Here is an 18782-nt window from a genome sequence, read left to right on the forward strand (position 1 = left end):
GATGATGTCCTTTTGCTAACGCTTAAGTGACAAGCGAAGATTAAATAGCACCTGGCAGTCAGCAACTTAATACTGACTGAAAGAGCAAGAGATAGTTGGCCCTGCAAGTGCGCACCAAGGTTTAACATGGGCACTTGCTTATAGCAACATTAAGAATTATTCATATTGCAAAGGCCATCACTGTATTTATATCCTTGATATAAATACAGTGGCACTTGCAATAAATGACAGCTAAGTAGAAAGCTAGCTACTCAACTACCGAATACTAGCGTCCCAGCCTGGGCGCCGGCATTCTTCTGTGTGAAGTCCTTGGCTTGCGCCGCCGTCTTCAAGGTATAGGCGTAGTTGGAACTTGCCGTCCATTGTGCTTTGGGTGACTTCTGGTTGGTGATCGGCGGCACACTGTTTGTATCAGTGAACGTCCCGGTACCTTTGTCATCCAACATGCCTTTATTTTGGCTGCCTTCGCCAAAATAGTTGCTTTCAGAGAGGATATTGGCGTTCTGTGCGAGGGTAAAACCGAGATGGAAGTTATTGACGTAGTTGTTATACACATGGAAATAACCGTAACGCATCAAGCCGGGCGCGCGTACTTCCATGTTGTCGAAGCGGTTGTGGCACAACGTCAGGCGCGGATAACCGTTGAACTCTGCCTTATTATCATCCGCCGGATGCCCGAAGATCAGCCCGTACTTGTGGCTGCCAAAGAAGCAGTTGCTGATGGTGGCATAATCGGCTTTTTCACCGATATACAGCAGCTTGTCTTCACTGCCGTCAGTGGTGGACCAGGTGTGCCCGACAAAAGAGCAATGATCGATCCAGTACTTGCTGCCGTAGTTCAAGTACACCTGAATATCGTCATTGGCCTTAATGCTCGCCGAATGTTTGAAGATAATATTCTGCAGAATAATATTCTGCGACTGCGCGGTTGCACGCAGGTGAATATTCTCCAAAGTACGGTTCTGGAATGAACCGATCAGGGTCTTGTTGGCCCCCATATTGACCTTGGTCAGGCTCGACGCCGAGATATTGCTGTTGATCACCAACACCCGTGGGGTGGTGTCGCCAATGTTGGCCTTGAGTTGATCCAGCGTGGTGATACTGACCACTTGGCCAGACCAGCCGCCGGTGACTTTTGCCGCAAGGGCGAAACCGGTCAGGCCGGTGAGTTTGCTTTCTGGATACGACATGAGTTCCCTCTCTCTCTATAAAAACGGCTCGATGTAACGAGCCTGTGGGGTAAGTTAATCCATTAACTTTCACACAGTGTTTGGCATGGCTGAGGTTGCCAGGGTTTGGTTGGTCAGCGCTTAAACACTGTGTTTATGTACAGTATTCATCATTCGCCTGGCCGTCAACCCTCAAGTGAAAAACAACCAAAAGTGGGAGGGGGCTTGCCCCCGATGGTGGTGTATCAGGCACATATACAGTGACTGTCATTCCGCCATCGGGGGCAAGCCCCCTCCCACATTTGCCCTGCGGTGTCCTTCCAAGCGTTATTTGGACACCGGCATCGCAAACTCCGCGCCTTGCTCGATGCTCTCCGACCAGCGCTGCATAATCGATTTCTGCTTGGTATAGAACCGAACACCCTCAGTGCCGTACGCATGCATGTCGCCAAACAGACTCTTCTTCCACCCCCCAAAACCGTGCCACGCCATCGGCACCGGGATCGGTACGTTGATGCCCACCATGCCCACCTGAATACGCCGCGCAAATTCGCGGGCGATGTTGCCGTCGCGGGTGAAACAACTGACGCCGTTGCCGAACTCGTGGTCGTTGACCAGCTTGATCGCCTCGCCAAAGTCGTTCACCCGCACACACGCCAGGACCGGGCCGAAGATTTCTTCGCGGTAGATGCTCATCTCTCGGGTCACATGGTCGAACAGGGTCGCGCCGAGCCAAAAGCCGTTTTCCAGGCCCGCTTCGGTGGGCACGTAATCACGCCCGTCCAGCAGCAGTTGCGCGCCGGCCTGCACGCCTTGTTCGATGTAGCCGCTGATGCGTTCCAGTGCAGCGCGGGACACAATCGGGCCCATCTCGGCCTTGAGGTCGCGGCCGTCGGTGATGCGCAGTTGCTTGGCGCGCTCGGTCAAGGCAGCGATGACTTTGTCACCGACGTCACCAACCAGCACGGCGACGGAGATCGCCATGCAGCGCTCGCCGGCACTGCCATAAGCAGCGCCCATCAGGGCGTCGACGGTTTTTTCGATGTCCGCATCAGGCATCACCACCATGTGGTTTTTAGCACCGCCCAGCCCCTGCACACGCTTGCCGTTACGCGCGCCGGTTTCGTAGATGTACTGGGCAATCGGTGTGGAGCCGACGAAGCTCACGGCCTTGACGTCCGGGTGTTCGATCAGTGCATCCACCGATTCCTTGTCGCCCTGCACCACGTTGAACACGCCTTTGGGCAGGCCGGCTTCACGCAGCAGCTCGGCCATGAACAACGAGGCGCTCGGATCGGTCGGGCTTGGCTTAAGGATGAAGGTGTTGCCCGCCGCGATGGCGATCGGGTACATCCACATCGGCACCATCACTGGGAAGTTGAACGGCGTGACGCCGGCCACTACGCCCAACGGTTGGCGCAGGGTCCAGTTGTCCATGCCTCGGGAAACTTGGTCAGAGTGTTCGCCTTTGAGCAGGTTGGGTATGCCGCACGCGAATTCCAGAATATCGATACCACGGTCCACTTCGCCCTGGGCGTCGGTGAAGACCTTGCCGTGCTCGGCGACGATGATGCGCGCCAGGTCGTCCTTGCGCTCACGCAACAGGTGCAGGTACTGGAACAGCACGCGGGCGCGGCGGATGGGCGGGGTATCGGCCCAGCTGTCGAAAGCGGCTTGGGCAGCAGCAACGGCTTCGGATACGGTCTGGCGGCTGGCCAGCGCGACGCGCCCGGTTTTTTCGCCGGTGGCGGGGTTGTAGACGTCCTGATAGCGATCATCGCGGGACACGCGCTGGTCGTTGATGTAGTGCTCGATAATGGTTGTCATGGCAGTCGATCCAGGTGGGTAGCGTTGGAACACACGATAGGCTTTCGCTTTGTTCCAAACCAGAGCAGAATCCTGAACTTATTGTCCACATACGCGAACAATCCACCCATGGAAAAATCTGAGATCGAAGGCCTATGGACCCATATCCACTGGCTTTCCATATTGGAAGAGCAAGGCACTTACACGGCTGCCGCTGCGCGCCTGGGCGTGAGCAAGTCTGCGGTCAGCCAGCGTATTGCCGACCTGGAAAAGGCCACCGGCACTCAGTTGGTCACGCGCACCACGCGCAGTGTGCGGCTGACCGATGCGGGGCTGTCGCTGACCCGTGAAGTGCGCAGCGCCTATGCGCAGATCGCCCGCAGCTTCTCGTCAGTGCGTGACTCTGTGGGGGAGATTCGCGGGCTGGTGCGCCTCACCGCGCCGGTGGCATTTGCTCGACAGCAACTGGTGCCGCATCTGTCGGAATTCCTGCAGCGTTACCCGCAAGTGCGCATCCAGCTGGATGTGTCCGATGCGCTGAGTTCCCTGGCAGCCGAAGGTTACGACCTGGCCGTGCGCCACGGTTTCCAGGTGCCGGAAACCCACGTCGCCTGGAAGCTCTGCGACACCGGGTCGGTGCTGGTAGCCACCCAGGATTACCTGCAACGCCACGGAGAGCCCCGCGAACCCGGCGAGCTGTCGGCACACAACTGCCTGTTCTACCCACGGGGCACCGACCAGCCCGCCTGGACCTTCGAACGCGGCAGTAAAAACGTTGAACGCCTGACCGTGCCCATCGCCGGCAGCTTCGCCACCAATAACAGTGAGGCGCTGCGCGACTCCGCTCTCAACCACCTGGGCATCGCCCTGCTCCCAGACTTCAGCGCCCATGCCGCGCTGACCAGCGGCAAGCTGGTGCAGGTGCTCAAGAACTGGACGCTCAAGGGCGCATTTGCCAATGAGATCTACTTGATTCGGCCGTATTCGCCCCATGTGCCGAAGTCGGTGAGTGTGTTGGTGGGTTATCTGAAGGAAAAGCTGTCGGGGGGCTTTCGTTATCTCGGATAAGGTTTGCCTCTTGCTAGACGGAACCAAAAGTCCATAATGGACAAATAAGTTCAACAAAAGAGGCATTCATGTCCAGCCCCCCGCATGTGATCAACCAAACCCAGGCCCGCGAACTGCTGGGCCAAGTCGATGTGCTGCAGATCCTGCGCGCACTGTTCCGCGACCTGGCGGCCGGGCATGCGGTGCAGCCGCCCCAGCAATGGGTGGAATTCCCCCAGGGCGCCGGTGACTTCATCAACTACCTGGGCGTGCTGGCGCAGGACGGCGTGTACGGCATGAAAACCTCGCCGTACATCGTGCGTGAGCAAGGGCCATTGGTAACCGCCTGGACGCTCTTGATGTCCACGCACACCGGCCAGCCGCTGCTGTTGTGTGATGCCGCAGAACTGACCACCGCACGCACCGCCGCGACCACTGCGCTGGCGGTGGATGCGCTGGCGCCACAGGCGGCTCGGCGACTGGCGATCATCGGCAGCGGCAAGGTGGCCCAGGCTCACCTGCACTACGTGAAAAACCTGCGGGATTGGCAAAGCATCAACTTCTTCTCGCCCAGCCTGACCGCTACTGACTCCACGCTTCAACGCCTGGACCCTCGCGTGAGCATCGCTCCAACCTGCGAAGCCGCCCTGGAAGACGCCGACGTGATCCTACTGTGCACGTCATCCGCCGGCCCGGTGATTGACCCTTCGCGCCTGAGCAAACCGGCGCTGATCACCTCCATCAGCACCAACGCACCGCGCGCTCACGAAGTCCCCCCCCAATCACTGAACGAAATGGACGTGTTCTGCGACTACCGCCAAACCACGCCAGGCTCGGCGGGCGAGATGCTGATCGCCGCCGAACAACATGGCTGGAACCCAAGCGCAGTCATGGGCGACCTGCCCGAACTGCTCAGCGACCAGGTGCAGCGCCCGTCCTACAACCGTCACGTATTCTTCCGTTCCATCGGTCTGGGCCTGGAAGACATCGCACTGGCCAATGCCCTCTGGAGACTTCTATGAACCACGCAGATTTCATCATCATCGGCGGCGGCATTGCCGGTGCGTCCACGGGTTTCTGGTTGTCGCAACACGGCAAGGTGAGAGTGCTGGAACGTGAATCTCACCCGGCCTATCACTCCACCGGGCGTTCGGCTGCGCTCTACACCGCCGCCTACGGCACTCCGCAGGTGCGGGCGTTGACCCTGGCCAGCCGGGAGTTTTTCGACCACCCGCCGGCAGGGTTCTGCGAGCATCCCTTGCTCACACCGCGCGGCGAGATGACGGTGGACTTCACCGGCGATGCGGCCGAGTTGAACGCGCAGTACCTCAGCGCCAAGGCCACCGTGCCGCAGGTTGAACAGCTGAGTGTCGACGAGGCCTGTGCGAAGTTGCCGATCCTGCGTCGGGAAAAGGTTCACGGTGCGATCTATGATCCCACTGCCAGCGACATCGACACCGACGCCCTGCACCAAGGCTATTTACGCGGTATTCGTCGCAAGGGCGGCGACGTGCATACCGACAGCCATGTGCTGGGCTTGAGCCGTGACAGCGGTGGTCTTTGGCACGTCACCACCCAACACGAAACCTTCACCGCGCCGATCATTATCAACGCCGCTGGCGCCTGGGCCGACCACATCGGTGGGCTGGCCGGTGCCGCATCCATTGGCCTGCAACCCAAGCGCCGCTCGGCGTTTATCTTCGCCGGCCCCGAAGGCATGGACAGCCATGCGTGGCCAATGCTGGTGGCGCTCGACGAAGCGTTCTACATGAAGCCCGACGCCGGCATGTTCCTCGGCTCACCGGCCAACGCAGACCCGGTCGAGCCCCAGGACATCCAGCCCGAAGAATTGGACATCGCCATGGGCATCTACCAGATCGAAGAAGCCACCACCCTGACCATCCGCCGCCCCACGCGAACCTGGGCCGGACTGCGCAGCTTTGTGCACGACGGTGACTTGCTTTCGGGCTTCGACCCGCGAGTGCCAGGGCTGTTCTGGGTAGCGGCGCAAGGCGGTTACGGCATCCAAACCTCACCGGCCATGGGCCAGGCCAGTGCGGCACTGGTGCGCGGCGCACCGCTGCCGGAGGCACTGACCCGGTTCGGCCTCGACGCTGGTATGCTCTCCCCCGCCCGCCTGGAGCCCCATTGATGAACACCGTCGAACCCGACAACGTCTTGCAGAACTTTCGCGCGATCGCCGATGCCATCGCCACGCTGTTCTTCCCCCACGCCGAAGCGGTGCTGCATGACCTGCGCACGCAAAAAGTCGATTACATCGCCAATAACCTGTCGAAACGCGCGATTGGCGACGACTCGGCGCTGGAGGACATGCTCAGCGATGACGTGAGCGAAGTGAATATCGGCCCCTACGAAAAACTCAACTGGGACGGTCAGAAAATTCGCAGCCTGAGCACCGTACTGCGCGACGCCAACGGTCGGCCCCTGGCGGTGCTGTGCATCAACCTGAATATTTCACTGTTCGAAAATGCCAAGGCGGCATTGGACCTGTTCCTGTCGCCAAGCAAGCTGATCCCACAGCCGGACGCGCTGTTTCGCGATGACTGGCAGGAACGCATCAACACCTTCCTGCATGCCTGGATGCGTGAGCGCCAGTTAAGCCTGAACCTGCTGACCCGCGACCACAAACGCGAACTGGTGCTGGCACTGCATGCCGAAGGCGCGTTCAAGGGCAAGAGCGCCTCGAACTATGTGGCCAACGTGCTGGGTATGGGGCGGGCAACGGTTTACAAGCATCTGAAGGAATTAAAGGGCTGAACCTTCAACCCTGGATGAATTTTTTGGTGAGCAGGCTTTTTGTCTTGAGCAGGCCTTATGTGGTGAACAGGCTCTTTGTCTTGAGCAGGTCTTATGTGCTGAGCAGGATTTTGTAGTGAGCGGGCTTGCCCCGCGCTGGGTGGCGGAGCCGCCCCAAATTCAGACGCCTCAGTTCCAACTGAAGGTATGCACTGTCAGTAATGGGGCGGCTTCGCCACCCAGCGCGGGGCAAGCCCGCTCACCACAAAAGCAGAACTGCTCACCACAAAAGCAAGCCCTCTCATTACAACAGCAGGACTGCTCACCACAAAAGCAAGCCCGCTCATTACAACTGCAGGACTGCTCATCAAAAAAGCAAGGCTACTCACCGCAACAGCAGCAGCCCCGCTGCATCAATCACCGTAAATGTCAGCCTTGAAGTACTGCTGCGAAATCTTCTGGTACTCACCACTGGCACGAATGCCGTCGATGGCCGTGTTCAATTCGCTGACCAGCGTGGTGCGCAGGCTCTTTGTCTTGAGCAGGCCTTATGTGCTGAGCAGGATTTTGTAGTGAGCGGGCTTGCCCCGCGCTGGGTGGCGGAGCCGCCCCAAATTCAGACGCCTCAGTTCCAACTGAAGGTATGCACTGTCAGTAATGGGGCGGCTTCGCCACCCAGCGCGGGGCAAGCCCGCTCACCACAACAGCAGAACTGCTCACCACAAAAGCAAGCCCGCTCATTACAACTGCAGGACTGCTCATCAAAAAAGCAAGGCTACTCACCGCAACAGCAGTAGCCCCGCTGCATCAATCACCGTAAATGTCAGCCTTGAAGTACTGCTGCGAAATCTTCTGGTACTCACCACTGGCACGAATGCCGTCGATGGCCGTGTTCAATTCGCTGACCAGCGCCTCGTTGCCCTTGCGCACCGCAATCCCCGCGCCTTCGCCGACGTATTTCGGGTCCTTGAGCTCCGGCCCGACAAAAGCGTAGCCCTTGCCCCGTGGCATTTGCAGGAAGTCATTCAAGGGGATGGTGTCGGCAAAAATCGCATCCAGCCGCCCTGCCGCCAGGTCCATGTAGATCTCTTCGTTATTGCTGTAGCGCTTGACGTTAATGCCCTTGGGCTCAAATACCTCGGTGGCGTAACGGTCGGTGGTGGTCGCACGCTGCACACCGACGGTCTTGCCCTTCAGGCTGGCGTACTGGTCATCTACCACCGCGCCGTCTTTCATCACAAGACGCGATGAGGTGAAGTAGTACTTGTGGGTGAAATCTACTGACTTCTTGCGGTCTTCGTTGATGGTCATGGACGACAGGGCCATGTCGATTTTCTTCACCTTGAGGGAAGGAATCAGACCATCGAACTCACCTTCAACCCACACGCACTTGACCTTCATCTGCGCGCACAGCGCGTTGCCGATGTCGTAGTCGAAGCCGACGATGGTGCCTTCCTGGGTCTTGGAGGCAAACGGCGGGTAGGCCGCCTCGATGCCGATACGCAGGGTTTTCTCGGCGGCCCATACTTGGCTGGAAGCGATCAAGACCAGGGCGGTGATAAGCAAGCATTTCTTCATGGGGGATCTCGCAAGTTGTTGTTGGTTTGGCAAGAGAGAAGAAAAAATCCAGCAATAGCTTTTGTACTTATAATTCCATACTGGACTTTTATGTATTGATCGTCAATCCAGCCCCTGCACCCATGACTTTTTTGCACAACACACCGGTGTTTTTGAGCGTTCATCTCTGGATTTATGCGTGCCTATACTCGGTTCAGCCTCTCGGTTGAACCGTGGGTCAACGCAGCACAGAAATGTCCCTACAACAATAATCAAGGACACCGACCATGACGCATCCCTTCCTGGCCGCGCGGGATTTTCTGCTCGCCCATCGCACCGATTACGCCACCGCCGTTCGCGACTTCCGCTGGCCGCAGCTGGATGCGTTCAACTGGGCCCTGGACTACTTCGATGCCATGGCCGAGGGCAATGCGGCCAACGCGCTGTGGATCGTAGAAGAAGACGGCAGCGAGCAGCGCTACAGCTTCCAGCAACTGGCGACGCGCTCAAATCAGGTGGCCAACCATCTGCGTGCCCTCGGCGTGCGACGCGGCGACCGAGTGCTGTTGATGCTCGGCAACGACGTGGCGTTGTGGGACACCATGCTCGCCGCCTTCAAACTCGGCGCGGTGGTGATCCCGGCCACCGCCCTGCTCAACCCGGATGATCTGCGCGACCGTATCGAGCGTGGCCAGGTTCGCCATCTGGTGGTCGGCGAGGCGCATGTCGGCAAGTTCGACGGCCTGGGCGATGGCTGTAGCCGCATCTGCGTGGGAGCTGCGCCCAGCGGCTGGGTCGCGCACAACGCCGCATTTGAATACCCCGAGCAGTTCGAAGCCGAAGGCCGCACCCTGGCCACCGACCCCATGCTGCTGTACTTCACTTCCGGCACCACCTCCAAACCCAAGATGGTACTGCACAGCCACCAAAGCTACCCGGTGGGCCACCTGTCGACGATGTACTGGATCGGCCTGCAGCCCGGCGACCTGCACCTGAATATCTCGTCTCCAGGCTGGGCCAAGCACGCGTGGAGCTGCCTGTTCGCGCCGTGGAATGCCGGCGCGTGCATCTTCATCCATAACGTCGCGCGGTTCAGCGCGCCGGCCTTGCTGACAGCGCTGGAACAATATCGTGTGACCAGCCTGTGCGCCCCGCCGACCGTGTGGCGCATGCTGATCCAGGAAGACCTGGCCAGTCACAAGGCGCGCCTGAATCTGCGTGAATTGGTGGGTGCGGGCGAACCCCTGAACCCGGAAATTATCGAGCAAATCCAGCAGGCCTGGGGCTTGCCGCTGCGCGATGGTTTCGGCCAATCGGAGACCACCGCCCTGGTCGGCAACACCCCCGGCCAGGTGCTCAAGCCAGGGTCCATGGGCCGTCCACTGCCGGGCTATCGTGTCGTGCTGTTGGACGCCGACGGCCTACCGGGCAACGAAGGGGAAGTCGCGCTGCCGCTGGATGTACGCCCTCTCGGTTTAATGGTGTGCTACGAGGACAGCCCGGAAAAAACCGCCGAAGTGATGCGCGACGGTTACTACCGCACCGGCGATACCGCGCAGATCGACAGCGACGGCTACATCACCTTCGTCGGTCGCGCCGATGACGTGTTCAAGGCCTCCGACTACCGCATCAGCCCGTTCGAACTGGAAAGTGCGCTGATCGAACACCCGGCGGTGATGGAAGTGGCCGTAGTGCCCAGCCCAGACCCACTGCGCCTGGCGGTGCCCAAAGCCTTCCTGATCCTGGCCCACGACGCCCCCGGCAGCGCCGAGCTGGCCCGCCACATCCTCGCCTTCGCCCGCGAACACCTCGCCCCGTACAAACGGGTGCGGCGCATCGAATTTGTCAGCGAACTGCCCAAAACCATTTCCGGCAAGATCCGGCGGGTAGAGCTGCGGCAGATGGAGGTTGTGCGTCGCCAAGGGGATGCGCGGGGTGAGCACGAGCATTTCGAGGAGGATTTTTCCTGAGCCGAAATCCGCTATTGCGCAGGCTACCAGCGGTACCAGACGCTCCAGATAATTAAGCTGACAACCCATATGAAGCCGAAATTAGTCGGCCACAACGCCCAACGTTTGAGGGATAAGGGGATGGCGGCCAGTTCGGCTTCGGTCACATCCCCTCGCTTGATATGGGTTTTGGGCATTGCCAATAACTGATTGATCAAGAGCATGCGATGAAACCTGTCGATATGCGTATTTCTGCCCCAAAACCGTTTGTTATCGCAGACCAGTTTGTTCTCGCTGAAGTAGCGTTCCAACGCTTCGAGCTTTGTATATTCGATGTAGAAAGAGAGCCCAGAACCAATCAGCGTCGCTGCAAATACAAAGATCGTAAATATGAGAAATAAATCCATGATTAAGCGCCTTCTGGTTCAAAGATCAAATGACCATCGATCTCCAGGATTTTCCCGCCAAGGACCCCTCCCACGTCGCCAGCTGCATTGCCTACCGTATATCCTCCAGCAGCACCGCCAATAACAGCACAAGACAGCGCACCGTTTCCTTTAGCGGCAATGCCCAAAAAGACCGTACAGGCGCGACGGGCTAATTGTGAACCGAACTTCCCTCCCCAAGAAGCGCCCGCCACGCCGCCCGTCAGCCTCCCCGACTCCACATACTTCGCCCGCCGACACTGCGTCTCCCGCCCTTCCACACACGCCTCCTTAATCTCCAAGCCCGCCACACCCACATCCAGCGCCAACCCCAGATACGTTCCCTTCCCCAACCACTTCGACGTCTGCGCTATCGCCCGCATCCGCTGCCCGTACCCGGCGATCTCGCCCTTGTGCAAATAGCTCTTGGTTGAAATCCCCAGCACCTTCTTCAACGCCTTATTGCCCCGCAACCCCGTGCCAAATCGCGCAGCGCCCTGCAACTGCGTTTCCAGCAGCCCAAACAGCACCTTGCGCTGGCGAAAAAAAGCTTCACGGTCCAGGCCACCATCCCTCAACCGCTGATGCAAGCGCTCGATCTCTTCCAAGGTATGCACCACCTCGTCCAGATGCCGCGCCCATGCCGATGTTGCGCTGCCTACGCCCAACGAGCTATAGCCCAAAAGGCTCTGCAATAAGTCATAGTTATTGACCACCTGCGTTCCGGCAGCACTCTCCAGCTCTCGGCGAATCGTCTCAGCCTGACGCACTAACCAGGCTTCCTCCATCGAACAGGTGACGCTGTAAGCATCGGGAATAACGACCAACTGCCCAGGCGTCACCAGCCCAGGACGCAGATGATGGTTCAACACATCGAAGTGGTCCGAACGTTCCCGGCTGAGGCCGCCGCCCATCAAGCGGGATTTCAAGGTGTTGTAGTCCGTCGTGCGGTCGTTGATATAGCCCTGCGCCATGCCCTACATCCCTGGATGCAATGAAGATGGCGTGGAAATATAAGCAAACGAATAGGCCCCGGACACAAGCCCCGTGGGTCTGAATTACATTTGGGAAGTTGCCTACATCACAGGAAAGAATCGCTTACGGAGATGCCGCACTTCGAGCTCAGCAGACAACGGCCCCATCCATTCGGGCAGTGCCGCCAAGCTGCTTTGCGACCGCGCAAAACCGGTCGTGCGAAAGCACTTATGGGGGTGCAGCTTACAGGTCGTAACGCAGCGCCATGCCAAAGGTGCGCGGCGCGCCGGCGTCGATGATTTCGTCATCGCGGTTGTTGGTGACGTAGCGCTTGTCGAAGGCGTTTTTCACGAAGCCCGAGACAGCCACGTTCTTGGTGACTTTGAATTCGCTGCTGAAGTTGGCCAACACGTAGTTGTCGCTCCTGCGCTCGCCGTTGACCTTGCCCGCTGAATCGAACTCGTACGCCGAAGGCGCGCTGCTCTGGTACGTCACGTCGGTGTTGAAGGTCAGGCGCTCGTTGAAGCGATAGATGCCGCCCACTGAAGCCTTGTACTTGGGCGAGTAGTAGAACGCTTCGCCGCTGCGGTCCTGGCCGTTGCCGACGATGAAGTCCTTGTACTTGCCATCGGTGATCGCGCCACCAAGGGTCAGGGTCAGTTGCTCGCTCAGGTCTTTCTCGATGAACACTTCCAGGCCCTTGATATCGCTGCGACCGGCGTTGTACACGTTGATGACATTGCTGTTGGCTTGCCGCACGCTGACCTGCTGGTCTTTCCAGTCGGTGTAATACAGGTTGGCGCGTGCACGCAGGGTGTCTTCGAGAAATGAACCGCGGTACGACAGCTCATAGTTGGTGGTGTATTCCGGGTCATATGCCTCGTGACCGCTGCCGGAGCGCACGTTCACGCCACCGCCGCGATAACCTTTCTGCACCATGAAGCCCAGGTACTGGCCGGTGGCGATTTCGTAGTTGATGCCCAGTTTTGGCAGCACGGCCGCGAACGACTTTTTGACCTTCGCCGCGTCGGACAGGTCGTCCTGCTTGATGTCGGTGTCGTTGGTTTCGTGGTCGTAGCGCAGGCCGGTGACCAGAGTCCAGCGCGGTGCGAAGGTCCAGTCGACCTCACCAAACAGCGCCTTGTTTTCGATGACTGTGTCGCCTTTCACCGTGACCGCCAATACGTCATCGAACAGCAGTCGGTCGTGGAAATTGTTGGAGTTATGGCCGTAATAGGCGCCGACGAAACTTTTCACCGTGTCCGAGCTGTAGTTGAGGCGCAGCTCCTGGCCGAACAGGTTGCCATCCTGCTTGCGTCGGATGACTTCATTGGCGTCGGCAGTCTGGTCGAAGTCCAGGCGGTTGGTGTAGTCGGACCGGGTGTTGGTGGTCAGGCTGGTCAGCGACCATTGGTCATCGAGGCGGTAGTCGACCTTGGCGCTGACGGTGTCCTGGTTGAGGTTGTCGAACGCTTGGGTATCGGAGGACACCTTGTAATAGCGCACCTTGTCCGGGGTGCGGATGATCGAGTTGTCACCCTGGCGGTGCTCGTTATGGGCGTAGGTCAGCAAGACGTCGAGATCGTCGTTGGGCAGGATCAACAGCTTGCCGCGCGCGTTGCTCGTGCGGTGCGGGTTGGCATCCTTGCCGAGGGCGATGTTGTCGATGTAACCATCGCCATCTTGATAATCCAGGGCGATGCGACCTGCGATCTTGTCATCGACAATGCTGCCGCCACCGGCCACCGCTGCGCCTTTTTCTCCGTAGTTGCCCACGTTGGTTTGCGCCGAAAAAGTCGGTTGGAACGTCGGGTTGCGGGTCTGGATTACTACGGCGCCGGCCAGGGAGTTACGTCCCTGGGTGGTGGATTGCGGGCCGAGGAAGACTTCTACCTGTTCCACGTCCCACAAGCCGGTAGGGCTCAGCGTCAGGGTGCGGTTGGGTTGCACGGCACCATCGACATACACCGAAACGGCGCCATTGAGGGTCGCGGGGCCCTGGTCGTCGAATCCGGACACCGGTACACCGCGAATGCCCCAGTTTTCGTTACCAGCCTGGCTGTACACACCCGGCGTGCGCGCGAACACATCGACCAGGCTGTGATCGGCCTTGTCCCGCAGTTGTTGTTCGGTCACGACCACAACGCTGGATTGGGTCTGCTCAAGGGAGCGGTTGATTTTCTCGCCACTCACCGTAATCGGCGCGATTTCCATCGTGTTGGGTTCGGCAGCCCAAGCCCCTGAAGCCAGGCAAACCGACCCGACCGCCAACGCAATTGTGTTCTTTTTGAAATTCACGCCCAGCTCCCCTAGCACCCTTCGTTATTGTTTTTTATGGCGGGCTGAAGGCAGCCAAACGCCAGCGGGGCTGAGTCTAAGGGATAAAAAAACCAAAGTGAATTTAATTGATAAGAAATCTCATTTGAGATAACCACGCATTCACGTATCAGCTTGAATACATAGCGCGGCACGGCGTCCCGCGAAAAAAAAGGCCCGGTGGCGCACCACCGGGCAAAACGAAGCGACCAGCTTCAATAACGCGGTTTGACGGTTTTCCACTCCGGTTGATAGCGCTGCATCTGTTTCACGTCGTCGCGCTGGCGGATGCCACAGGTAAGGTATTGATCATGCAGCTTGCCCAATTGGTCATGGTCCAGTTCCAGGCCCAGCCCCGGTGCGCGGGTGATTTTTACGCAGCCGTCGACAATCGGCAGCTTGCCGCCCTTGATCACCTCTTCATCCGGCTCTTGCCACGGGTAATGGGTGTCGCAGGCGTAGTCGAGGTTGGGCACCGACGCGGCCACGTGGGCCATGGCCATCAGGCTGATGCCCAAGTGCGAATTGGAGTGCATCGACACGCCCAGGCCGAAGGTCTGGCACATCTTCGCCAGCGCCTGGGTGTCGCGCAGGCCGCCCCAGTAGTGGTGGTCGGCAAGTACGATCTGCACACTGTTAAGCGCCACGCTGCGGCGAAACTCGTCAAAGTCGGTGACCACCATATTGGTCGCCAGGGGCAAGTCGGTGCGTTTGTGCAGCTCGGCCATGCCGTCCAGGCCGGGGGTCGGGTCTTCGTAATATTGCAAGTCATCGCCGAGCAACTCGGCCATGCGGAGCGAAGTTTCCAGGGACCAGTTGCCGTTCGGGTCAATGCGCAGCGGCACGCCGGGGAAGGCCCTTTTCAGGGCCTTGATGCATGACACCTCGTGCTCGGGTTGCAGCGCACCGGCCTTGAGCTTGATGCTTTTGAAGCCGTAGGTGTCGATCATGCGCCGGGCCTGGGCGACGATCTGTTCCTCGTTCAGCGCTTCGCCCCAGCTGTCGGGTTTATACGGTGAATCAATGTGCTTGGCGTATTTGAAAAACAGGTACGCGCTGAACGGGATCTGGTCACGGATCGCGCCGCCGAGCAGGTCCACCAACGGCACGTTCAGTGAGCGCGCCTGCAAATCAAGAAACGCCACTTCGAACGCCGAATAGGCATTGCTCACCGCCTTGCTGGCGTGGGAGCCCGGTGCCAGTTCGGCGCCGGCCAGGCTCGCCGGTTTATGGGCGGCGACGGTGGCCTGCACGATGGCGCGCAATTGGTTGAGGTTGAAGGGGTCGAGCCCGATCAACTGTGACTGTACCTGCTGCTGGATCGCCAACGCCGGGGCATCGCCGTAGCTCTCGCCCAGGCCGATGTAGCCGGTGTCGCTCTCGATCTCGATGATCGAGCGCAGCGCGAAGGGTTCGTGAATACCACTGGCGTTGAGTAATGGCGGGTCACGGAAGGCAATCGGGGTGACGGTAACGCGGACAATTTTCAAGAGGCGGCTCCCTGTGGACCGGAACGCAAGGCGTGAGGATGGGTGGACGATTTGGACGCAGGCGGCACAGTGCCCCGAGGCGCGGTGCGGGCAAAAAACACCACTACCGCCGCCACCAGCGAGGTGGCCGCCAAGCCATACAGGCCGCCCTCGATGGAGCCGGTGGTCTGCTCCAGCAAGCCGAAAGTGGTGGGCGCAACAAAGCCGCCCAGGTTGCCGACCGAATTGATCAAGGCGATCACCGCCGCGGCGATGCGCGCATCCAGGTAACCCTGGGGAATCGGCCAGAACAACGCCGAGGCAGCCTTAAAGCCAATTGCGGCAAAACAGATGGCGACAAAGGCAAACACCGGCCCGCCGGTGGTGGACATGAACATGCCGAATGCGGCGATCACCAGCATCAGTGACACCCACGCCTGTTGGTGCTTCCACTTGCTGGCCAACGACGCAAAACCGTACATCGCGACGATGGAAATCAACCAGGGAATGGAGTTGAACAGACCAACCTGGAAGTCTCCCAGGTTGCCCATTTTCTTGATCATGCTCGGCAGCCAGAACGTGGCGCCGTAGATGGTCAGGGCGATGGAGAAGTAGATGAAACAGAACAGTGCGATCTGTTTGTCGGCAAGCAATTTGAACATCGACGGCCGCACGCTCTGGCTCGCCTCACGGGCTTGCTGCTCCAGCGCAATGGCAGCGGCCAACGCGTGTTTTTCGTCGTCGCTGAGCCACGTGGCCTGATGGGGATGGGACTGCAACCAGAACCACACGAACCCGCAGAGCACGATGGAGGCAAAGCCTTCGATCAGGAACATCCACTGCCAACCATGCAGGCTCAGGCCGCTGACGTTGAGCAGTGCCCCCGACACCGGCCCGGAGATGACCGAGGCGATCGCCGAGCCACTGAGGAAGATCGCCATCGCCTTGCCACGCTCGGCGGCCGGCAGCCATTGAGTGAAGTAGTAGATGATCCCCGGGAAAAACCCGGCTTCGGCGGCGCCGAGGATAAAGCGCAGGATGTAGAAACTGGTTTCGCCCTGAACAAAGGCCATGGACATCGCCGCCGCGCCCCAGGTGAACATGATGCGCGTCAACCAGGCCCGCGCGCCGTAGCGCTGCAAGAGCAGGTTGGACGGCACTTCGAAGATCGCGTAACCGATGAAAAACAACCCGGCGCCCAAACCATAGGCCGCTGCGCCAATGCCCAGGTCGGTCTCCATATGGCTGCGCACAAAGCCGATATTGACCCGGTCGATGTAATTGACGATGAACATCACCACGAACAGCGGCAGTACATGACGCTTGACCTTGGCGGCCGCGCGGGCAAGCACGGTCGGGTCTGGCGGATTCTGGAGGGTTTCCACGGGCAACTCCCATTCATTGTTTTTTTAGGGGCAGAACAATGATGGACGCCGTGAATTGTTCCCGTCTAATCTAACTTGGCATCCGATTGATACCGGGATTAGATCAATGTTCGAGCTGACGCAACTGCGCTGCTTCACCACCGTAGCCACTGAGCTGAATTTCCGCCGCGCTGCGGAACGGCTGAACATGACCCAGCCGCCGCTGAGCCGGCAGATCCAATTGCTCGAACACCACTTGGGCGTAGAGCTGTTTACCCGCACCACTCGCAGCGTCGCGCTCACCGCTGCTGGCCGCGCGTTTTTCATCGAAGCCCAGAACCTGCTGGAGCTTGCCCAGCAAGCGGCCGTGACCGCGCGACGGTTTGCAGAAGGCGATATCGGCACGGTCAACATAAGCTTCGTCGGCAGCGCGGTGTATGAGTTTCTGCCCAAGGTGATCGCCGAGGCGCGTCTCAAGCAGCCTCACGTCAAGATCGACCTGGCCGAGATGAACACCTACCAACAATACGAAGCCCTGCGCGCCCGACGCATCGACCTGGGCATCGTCCGCGCGCCCCTGCTGGAACCGGGCTACGCCACCGAATGCCTGGTGCGCGAGCCCTTCGTGCTGGCGGTGCCGAGCAGCCATCGCCTGGCCAACGCCGAGACGGTCAGCGTGCACGACCTCGACGCCCAACCCTTCCTCATGTACGCCCACGCCGCCTACCCGCCCTTCAACGAACTGCTCACCGGCCTGCTGCGCTCGGCCCGCGTCGCGCCAAATTATGTGCAGTGGCTCGGCTCGTCCCTGACCATCCTCGCGCTGGTTAACGCCGGCATGGGCCTGGCCCTGGTACCTCGTTGCGCCAGCAGCGTAGTGTTCAAGAACGTGGTGTTCCGCGACATCGACCTGGGCGAAGGCGCGCAGAGCGAATTGCACCTGATCTGGCGTGAAAACAACGACAACCCGGCATTTGCCATGTTGCTGGAAGGGATTCGCAATGCAGTGCGTGAGGGGTGGGCCTGAATAGCGATAGATATGGGTTGCTCTTGCTGTTGGGGTGAGCGGATTTTTTGTGGTGAATGGATTTGTTGTGGTGAACGGATGTCCTGTGGCGAGTGGATTTGTTGTGGTGAACGGGTGTCCTGTGGTGAGCGGGCTTGCCCCGCGCTGGGCTGCGAAGCGGCCCCCATCAAGAACACCGCATTTCTTCCGGTAAATCTCGGTGGCAGTTTTGGGGCTGCTCCGCAGCCCAGCGCGGGGCAAGCCCGCTCACCACAAAAAAACCGTGCACCACAGAAAACCTCACAACTACAAAAAGACGGTGCACCACAGAAAACCTGATCATCACAGAGGTCCTGCCAACCACGGTAAATATGGGTTGTTATGCCTGGTGAACAGGCTGTCTATGGTGAGTGGATTTGTTGTGGTGAACGGATGACCTGTGGTGATTGGATTTGTTGTGGTGAACGGGTGTCCTGTGGTGAGCGGGCTTGCCCCGCGCTGGGCTGCGAAGCAGCCCCATCAAGAACACCGCATTTCTTCCGGTAAATCTCAGCGGCAGTTTTGGGGCTGCTCCGCAGCCCAGCGCGGGGCAAGCCCGCTCACCACAAAAAGACCGCGCACCACAGAAAACCTCACAACCACAAAAAGACTGTGCATCACAGAAACCCTCACAAACACAAAAAGACCGTGCACCACAGAAACCCTCACAACCACAAAAAGACCGCGCACCACAGAAAACCTCACAACCACAAAAAGACCGCGCACCACAGAAACCCTAACGACCACAAAAAGACTGTGCACCACAGAAACCTGTTCATGACAGAAAGCCTGATCACCACGCAAAGGCCAGACTCCACCACCGGGCTTCACCGCTGTCAGTCACCCAATCCTGTTGAATCCTTGCCTGATCCTCTGAATATAGCGGCCAGCAGATAGATACCC

Annotated in this window: 15 protein-coding genes and 1 pseudogene; 6 read left to right on the top strand and 10 right to left on the bottom strand. The window is 59.1% G+C overall.

Annotated elements, in window-relative coordinates; genetic code table 11:
- Nucleotides 1–251: 251 nt before the first annotated feature.
- Together ACVWXD_RS13420 and ACVWXD_RS13425 are read right to left on the bottom strand one after the other, a co-directional pair.
- Nucleotides 252–1190 (bottom strand): pectate lyase family protein, encoded by a 939-nt coding sequence (locus tag ACVWXD_RS13420; protein WP_032885448.1) that lies wholly within the window; start codon nucleotides 1188–1190, stop codon nucleotides 252–254.
- 306 nt (nucleotides 1191–1496) lie between these two features.
- Nucleotides 1497–2996 (bottom strand): CoA-acylating methylmalonate-semialdehyde dehydrogenase, encoded by a 1500-nt coding sequence (locus ACVWXD_RS13425; protein ID WP_260366543.1) that lies wholly within the window; start codon nucleotides 2994–2996, stop codon nucleotides 1497–1499.
- A gap of 108 nt (nucleotides 2997–3104) precedes the next feature.
- Here ACVWXD_RS13425 and ACVWXD_RS13430 point away from each other — a divergent pair, with 108 nt between their 5' ends.
- The 4 genes from ACVWXD_RS13430 (at nucleotide 3105) to ACVWXD_RS13445 (ending at nucleotide 6800) form a co-directional block, all read left to right on the top strand.
- On the top strand, nucleotides 3105–4043 hold the full coding sequence (locus tag ACVWXD_RS13430; protein WP_457371114.1) for a LysR family transcriptional regulator: 939 nt from the start codon (nucleotides 3105–3107) through the stop codon (nucleotides 4041–4043).
- A gap of 68 nt (nucleotides 4044–4111) precedes the next feature.
- Nucleotides 4112–5044: an ornithine cyclodeaminase family protein gene (locus tag ACVWXD_RS13435; protein ID WP_401380601.1), complete on the top strand. Its 933-nt coding sequence runs from the start codon at nucleotides 4112–4114 to the stop codon at nucleotides 5042–5044.
- Nucleotides 5041–6174, top strand: coding sequence for an NAD(P)/FAD-dependent oxidoreductase (locus ACVWXD_RS13440; protein ID WP_179179225.1), 1134 nt, complete (start codon nucleotides 5041–5043; stop codon nucleotides 6172–6174). The genes ACVWXD_RS13435 and ACVWXD_RS13440 overlap by 4 nt, the downstream gene beginning before the upstream one ends.
- Entirely contained in the window at nucleotides 6174–6800 is a 627-nt protein-coding gene (locus tag ACVWXD_RS13445; RefSeq protein ID WP_032885454.1) for a helix-turn-helix transcriptional regulator, read from the top strand. Before ACVWXD_RS13440 ends, ACVWXD_RS13445 begins: the two co-directional genes overlap by 1 nt.
- Before the next feature lie 392 nt (nucleotides 6801–7192).
- On the opposite strand, the pseudogene ACVWXD_RS13450 reads toward ACVWXD_RS13445, so the two are convergent.
- Together ACVWXD_RS13450 and ACVWXD_RS13455 are read right to left on the bottom strand one after the other, a co-directional pair.
- Nucleotides 7193–7294, bottom strand: a pseudogene (locus ACVWXD_RS13450) (ABC transporter substrate-binding protein); the annotation flags it as partial.
- 292 nt (nucleotides 7295–7586) lie between these two features.
- A complete protein-coding gene (locus tag ACVWXD_RS13455; RefSeq protein ID WP_457371115.1) occupies nucleotides 7587–8357 on the bottom strand; it encodes an ABC transporter substrate-binding protein in 771 nt (256 codons plus the stop codon).
- Nucleotides 8358–8623: 266 nt separating this feature from the next.
- On the opposite strand from ACVWXD_RS13455, the gene ACVWXD_RS13460 reads away from it, so the two are divergent.
- A complete protein-coding gene (locus ACVWXD_RS13460) occupies nucleotides 8624–10306 on the top strand; it encodes an AMP-binding protein (RefSeq protein ID WP_032885456.1) in 1683 nt (560 codons plus the stop codon).
- A gap of 23 nt (nucleotides 10307–10329) precedes the next feature.
- Here the strand turns inward: ACVWXD_RS13460 and ACVWXD_RS13465 are convergent, their stop codons facing one another.
- The 5 genes from ACVWXD_RS13465 to ACVWXD_RS13485 all read right to left on the bottom strand — a co-directional run bounded on the left by ACVWXD_RS13465 (nucleotide 10330) and on the right by ACVWXD_RS13485 (nucleotide 16855).
- On the bottom strand, nucleotides 10330–10692 hold the full coding sequence (locus tag ACVWXD_RS13465) for a hypothetical protein (RefSeq protein ID WP_260366540.1): 363 nt from the start codon (nucleotides 10690–10692) through the stop codon (nucleotides 10330–10332).
- Between the two features lie 2 nt (nucleotides 10693–10694).
- Nucleotides 10695–11684: a hypothetical protein gene (locus ACVWXD_RS13470; protein ID WP_260366539.1), complete on the bottom strand. Its 990-nt coding sequence runs from the start codon at nucleotides 11682–11684 to the stop codon at nucleotides 10695–10697.
- Between the two features lie 244 nt (nucleotides 11685–11928).
- On the bottom strand, nucleotides 11929–13983 hold the full coding sequence (locus ACVWXD_RS13475; RefSeq protein WP_457371116.1) for a TonB-dependent receptor: 2055 nt from the start codon (nucleotides 13981–13983) through the stop codon (nucleotides 11929–11931).
- Nucleotides 13984–14216: 233 nt separating this feature from the next.
- Nucleotides 14217–15491, bottom strand: a complete 1275-nt coding sequence (locus ACVWXD_RS13480) for a glucarate dehydratase family protein (RefSeq protein ID WP_181644424.1) — start codon at nucleotides 15489–15491, stop codon at nucleotides 14217–14219.
- The gene (locus tag ACVWXD_RS13485; protein ID WP_260366538.1) at nucleotides 15488–16855 is read right to left on the bottom strand and encodes an MFS transporter; all 1368 of its coding nucleotides are present in this window, start codon (nucleotides 16853–16855) and stop codon (nucleotides 15488–15490) included. Before ACVWXD_RS13485 ends, ACVWXD_RS13480 begins: the two co-directional genes overlap by 4 nt.
- A 106-nt stretch (nucleotides 16856–16961) precedes the next feature.
- Between ACVWXD_RS13485 and ACVWXD_RS13490 the strand changes: the two genes are divergently transcribed.
- A complete protein-coding gene (locus ACVWXD_RS13490) occupies nucleotides 16962–17861 on the top strand; it encodes a LysR family transcriptional regulator (protein ID WP_260366537.1) in 900 nt (299 codons plus the stop codon).
- A 528-nt stretch (nucleotides 17862–18389) separates the two neighbouring features.
- Here the strand turns inward: ACVWXD_RS13490 and ACVWXD_RS13495 are convergent.
- Nucleotides 18390–18683, bottom strand: coding sequence for a hypothetical protein (locus ACVWXD_RS13495; protein WP_260366536.1), 294 nt, complete (start codon nucleotides 18681–18683; stop codon nucleotides 18390–18392).
- Between the last annotated feature and the right edge of the window lie 99 nt (nucleotides 18684–18782).

This window comes from Pseudomonas sp. TE3911 (assembly GCF_054062775.1).

Coding starts and splice junctions, on each gene's coding strand:
- ACVWXD_RS13490 (WP_260366537.1), top strand. CDS start 16,962: ATGTTCGAGCTGACGCAACTGCGCTGCTTCACCACCGTAGCCACTGAG.
- ACVWXD_RS13470 (WP_260366539.1), bottom strand. CDS start 11,684: ATGGCGCAGGGCTATATCAACGACCGCACGACGGACTACAACACCTTG.
- ACVWXD_RS13460 (WP_032885456.1), top strand. CDS start 8,624: ATGACGCATCCCTTCCTGGCCGCGCGGGATTTTCTGCTCGCCCATCGC.
- ACVWXD_RS13420 (WP_032885448.1), bottom strand. CDS start 1,190: ATGTCGTATCCAGAAAGCAAACTCACCGGCCTGACCGGTTTCGCCCTT.
- ACVWXD_RS13435 (WP_401380601.1), top strand. CDS start 4,112: ATGTCCAGCCCCCCGCATGTGATCAACCAAACCCAGGCCCGCGAACTG.
- ACVWXD_RS13430 (WP_457371114.1), top strand. CDS start 3,105: ATGGAAAAATCTGAGATCGAAGGCCTATGGACCCATATCCACTGGCTT.
- ACVWXD_RS13465 (WP_260366540.1), bottom strand. CDS start 10,692: ATGGATTTATTTCTCATATTTACGATCTTTGTATTTGCAGCGACGCTG.
- ACVWXD_RS13440 (WP_179179225.1), top strand. CDS start 5,041: ATGAACCACGCAGATTTCATCATCATCGGCGGCGGCATTGCCGGTGCG.
- ACVWXD_RS13445 (WP_032885454.1), top strand. CDS start 6,174: ATGAACACCGTCGAACCCGACAACGTCTTGCAGAACTTTCGCGCGATC.
- ACVWXD_RS13455 (WP_457371115.1), bottom strand. CDS start 8,357: ATGAAGAAATGCTTGCTTATCACCGCCCTGGTCTTGATCGCTTCCAGC.
- ACVWXD_RS13425 (WP_260366543.1), bottom strand. CDS start 2,996: ATGACAACCATTATCGAGCACTACATCAACGACCAGCGCGTGTCCCGC.